3 protein-coding genes are annotated in these 4733 nt (G+C 69.1%); all 3 read right to left on the bottom strand.

Annotation, left to right across the window (positions count from 1 at the left end; all coding sequences use genetic code 11):
* Window positions 1-425: 425 nt before the first annotated feature.
* On the bottom strand, window positions 426-3395 hold the full coding sequence (locus AB0H83_RS51485) for a hypothetical protein (RefSeq protein ID WP_360111289.1): 2970 nt from the start codon (window positions 3393-3395) through the stop codon (window positions 426-428).
* A gap of 461 nt (window positions 3396-3856) precedes the next feature.
* Window positions 3857-4393: a DUF6262 family protein gene (locus tag AB0H83_RS51480; RefSeq protein WP_360111286.1), complete on the bottom strand. Its 537-nt coding sequence runs from the start codon at window positions 4391-4393 to the stop codon at window positions 3857-3859.
* Window positions 4390-4733, bottom strand: a 344-nt coding sequence (locus AB0H83_RS51475) for a hypothetical protein (protein ID WP_360111283.1), incomplete at its 5' end; no start/stop codon positions are given. The genes AB0H83_RS51480 and AB0H83_RS51475, both read right to left, overlap by 4 nt.

The following is a 4733-nucleotide window of genomic DNA, read 5'->3' as shown; positions in this document are numbered from 1 at the left end:
GCACCGAACACTGACGGACCACCGTAGACCGCCACAACCTTCGACGCGAACGCCGAGGTCACCCACACCGGTGACCAGCAGCGCTCTTCGGCTTCCTTCGCACCCCATGCCGAACCCCGCGACCAAGCGCTTCGCTCAAGGCGTCACCGCGGGAGACCGGCCGGCTCCCCACCTTGACGAATCACCGGGAGTCACCGATGCCCAACGAACCCACCAACCCGACCTGGCGCGAGAAGCTCACCCTCGCCGCCGTCCGCGGCGCCGTCTCCGGTGTCGTCCGCGCACTTATGACCTGGTTCATCGAGCACTGAACGCCCCTGTCCGCCCGGCCCGCTGCACGTGGGTCGGGCCCGTGGCGCAGCCAGCCCGAGGAATACCGCACGTTCGAATACATGCACTCCACCAGTAAAAGCTTCAATGTTGCATCAAACGGAATCCTGATCAGCCTGCTCGCTCAAGGCGGCGAGGGCTTCCGCCGCGTACAGCGTGCCAGCCGCCACCTCGTGGCGAAGCTCGTCGATTCGGCCTTGTTTGGCCAGCGAGTTAACCAGCAGGCGGGCGGCGTGCTCGTGTCCGGTGATCGCTCGGTCTCGCAGCTCATCGACGCGACCGTGTTCGGCCAGAAGATCGTCCAGCGAGATGGCGGCATGCGAGTGGCCGGTGGCATCCCGATCGCGCAGCACCAGTAACGCCTCGTCAACGTGGCCCTGCTCGGCCAGCATTTTGGCTAGCCGGATCGCGGCGGACCCGCGTTTTCCGGTGGCAGCGCTGTCGCGCAGCACCAGCAACGCCTCGTCGACATGGCCGTCCTCTACCAGCACTCTAGAAAGTTGAAGTGCGGCGTCCTCGTCTCCGGCGGCAGCCCGGTCGCGCAGCGCCTGCAGCGCCTTAGCGATATGGGCCCGTTCGGCCAGCACGTCGTGCAGCAGGTGGGCGGCGTACTCGTCCACAGTGAAGTGATACCTGCGCAGTATCTGCAGCGCTCTATCGACATCGCCTTTGCCGCCTTGCGTCAGGACTCGGGCGTCACTCTCGACTTGGGCGGCAGAGTGGTCGTTCAGAATCTGCACCGCCTTGTCGACGTCGAATTGACCCCGTTTAGCCAGCACGTCGTGCAGCATGCCGGCGGCGAACTCGTCGGTGCCGGCCTGTTGGCGCAGCGCGTGCAGCAAAGCAGGGCTGCGCAGGACCTGCAGGGCCTCGTCGACCAGTCCATCCATAGCCAGCACGCAGGCCAGCTGACGGGCGGCGTGTTCGTCTCCGGTGGCAGCTCGATCACGTAGCTCATCGACGCGGCCCTGCTCGGCCAGCGCGTCGACCACCACGTCGGCGAGCCGGCGGGCGGCGTGTTCGTCTCCGGTGGCAGCCCGGTCACGTAGCTCATCGACGCGGCCCTGCTCGGCCAGCATGTCCGCGAGCCGGCGGGCGGCGTGTTCGTCTCCGGTGGCAGCCCGGTCACGTAGCTCATCGACGCGGCCCTGCTCGGCCAGCATGTCCGCGAGCCAGCGGGCGGCGTGTTCGTCTCCGGTGGCAGCTCGATCACGTAGGACCTGCAGCGCCTCGCCGATGCGGCCGTGCCTGACCAGCGAATCGGCCAGCTCGACGGCGCGGTACTGCTTGCCGGTGGCAGCGCGGACTCGTAGCACCTGAAGCGCCTCTTCCACGCGGCACTGCTTCTCCAGCGCTTCGGCAAGCCAACCGGCTGCGTGTTCGTCTCCGGCAGCAGCTCGGTCGCGCAGCTCGTCGGCGCGGCCCTGCCTGGCCAGCGCCGCAGCCAGTTTCGAGGCGGCGTACTTGTCTCCGTGGGCGGCGCGGTCGCGCAGCTCTTCGAGGCGGCCTTGCCTATCTAGCATGTCGGTAAGCTGCCGGGCGGCGCCGTCTCCGGTGGCAGCGCTGTCGTGCAGCGCCTGCAGCGCCTCGACGACGCGGCCCTGGCTGACCATCGTTTCGGCCAGATAGACGTTAACGTGCGGGTCGCTGGAGGTCGCTGCGGCGCGTTGGTAGAGGGCGATGGCGTGTTCGGGCTGGCCGCGGCGTTTGGCGTTGTAGGCCAATCTGCGGCTGTCGTCGGGGTGATGGTGGGTGACGAGGATTTGCCACACGAGGTCGGGTAGGGCCGCGGTGCGGCGGGTGCGTCGGGCCTGTTGGCGGAGGTAGTCGGCGGTGACGTAGCCGGCGATGACGCCCATCCTGGCGGGGACGGGCGTGAGGCAGGCGGCGGCGCCGTGTACCGGGGCGGTGGCGTAGGTCAGAGCGTAGTCGAACCAGTCGCGCGGTGCAGTGGCTTGCTGTGCTGGGGTGAGGTAGGCAGGCGCGGCGGCTTCGAGAAACTCGCTGGTGACGGGCTGGTGGGCTCCGACGCGGTGGGCGTCCAGCGCTGCGGTGATGAGCGCCTTGCCGTAGCAGTCAGCAGCCGGAGCGTGCTCCCAGCGCTGGATGAGGGCTGGGCCGGCGGCTAGGACCTGGGTGAAGCCGGCGTCGGTGGTGTCCAGCGCGATCCGGATCCGCGGGTCGGTGCCGACGAGGGAATTGGCGCGTCGCTGCTCATCCCGGCTGAACGTCTCGGGCACCTCGATGAGCCGGGTGAGGCCGAGCAGTTCACGGTCGTTGGCGTACGGGTCGGGTTGGCCGGCGCGGGGCCGGGCTGTGCGCATGCTGTATTCATCGGGCCACAGGGTGGCGACCACGACGGTCCCGTCATTGATGACCTGCTGCATGACCGCGACAGGTAGGCCGCCAGCAGGGTTGAGGTAGCGCTGCAGCTCATCCAGCCACAGCACCGTGCGGGGCGTCGACGCTTCGGCGTGGGCGGTGATCGCTCGGGTGTCAGCTGGGTGCAGCAGCCACCACTCCGGCAGCACGTCGCTGACCGCCTCGTGCAGGGCTCTGGTCTTGCCGACCGACGAGCCGCCCATGAGCAGCACGAACCCGCCCTCTGTCGCGGCGGCGGTGAGGTCGGCGCGCAGGTCGGCGTCGAGGTCCCGCGGCACGTACGGCGGTAGCTCCCCGGCAACGCCGGGGATCTGGATCGCGGCGTGCACGCCGAGCAGCCGCGGCCGGGCCTGCCGGACACGCACGGCACCGGCGGGGCGTGGCTGATGGGCCGTGGCCACCCGCTCCCACGCGGCCAGCCACGGCCGCTGCGCCTCGCCGTCGAGGCCGCATGCGATCAGAAAGGTGATCACCGTGTCGCGGGTCGGCGTTGTCTTGGCGTTGATCAGGTTGCTGAGCGTCGCCGGCGGCAGCGGCCATGGCCGGGCCGTTTTGGCGAGAGCGGCGTAGGAGCGCCCGGCGCGTAGCCGGTCGCATGCGCGGGCGAAGTCCGCGAGGGACTGTACCGAGTCGAGGTCGGATCGGTTGCCGTCGTCGGCGGCGGGAACGTGGTTGTCGGCCATGTGGGCGCCCTCCCGGCTGTTCGGCGGTACCGCCGAACACTGCCGAACCACCGTAGAGCCCGACCGCATTCTGCGCGACCGCCGAGGTCACCCAGATCGGTGACCGGCAGCGCTCTTCGGCTTCCTTCGCACTCCATGCCGAACCCCGCGACCAGGCGCTTCCCTCAAGGCGTCACCGCGGGAGATCGGCCGGCTCCCCACCCCGACGAATTACAGGGAGCCACCGATGACCACCGAACCCACCAACCAGACCTGGCGCGAAAAGCTCACCCTCGCCGCCGTCCGCGGCGCCATCTCCGGCGCCGTTCGCGCATTCATCACCTGGGCCCTCGAGCACTGAACTCGCGCCTCGGACCCGGCCCGTTGCCAACGGGCCGGGTCCCGGCACGCCTAGACTGGAATACCGCACTTGCGATGCATGCACCCCACCGGCCGCATCCTTGCTGCCTATGGTGGCACCTTCAGGTGGTTCGCCGGTTCAGGTTCGCCATCAGCTCCCGGTTGGCTGCACGGGCCGCGGCGAGCTCTTGACCTCGCTCGTTGAGCTGCTCCTCGAGGTCAACGAGCCGCTGCTCGAGGTGGGTGATGCGACGCTGGAGTTCGTCAACGTCGGCGGGTGGCCCCAGGCCAGCCTGCCGCCAAGCGTGCTCGCCGAGCAACTGCGACAGCTGGTGCTCCAGCTGGCGAACGTGTTTGGCCTGGCGTGTGAGCTGGCCCTGGGCGTTGGCCAAGTCGGCCTCCAAGGACGCGCGGCTCGCGGCTGATGTTGCCACCGCTGCGTTGGCGGGGTTGCGGGCGTCGGTCTGGGCGGCGTGGAGTTGTGCGAGTAGGTCGCGGTGTCGGTAGAGGAAGGTGCGGTCGACGCCAGCGGCTCGTGCGATCGCAGCGACGCTGAGGTCCGCGTTGCTGCGCCGGGCGGAGTCGATGGCGTGCCCGACGCGCTGCCGACGGCGGGCCGCGGCCGACTGGCGTCCTTCGATCATCGAGGTGCGGGTCATGGGGTGTGCTCCGGCAGGTCATGTGGTTGCGGTTGGCGGGTGCGGGGGATACCGAGGCTGGTGATGCGCTGCCGGTGCTGGCGGACGACTGCGACGGCGTCGGCGATCTGGGCGCGGTCCTCGTCGGTGAGGTCGGTGATGTCAGCCTGCATGCGGGTGATGAGGTGGCGGATGCGCTGGATTTCGGTGTCCGATGGCATCGCCTCGGTCTTTGCCCAGGCGTCGGCGTCGATGACGGCGGACAGGTGTCGGCGCTCACGTAATTCCCCAGCTGTAGCGGTCTGCCGCTCACGTAATTCCTCACCCTGGTCGCTCACGTAATTCCCCATGGGGATGACGA

The sequence above is a fragment of the Dactylosporangium sp. NPDC050688 genome, from assembly GCF_040654515.1.
Classification (GTDB): domain Bacteria; phylum Actinomycetota; class Actinomycetes; order Mycobacteriales; family Micromonosporaceae; genus Dactylosporangium.
This window is presented reverse-complemented; position numbering and strand designations above follow the sequence as displayed.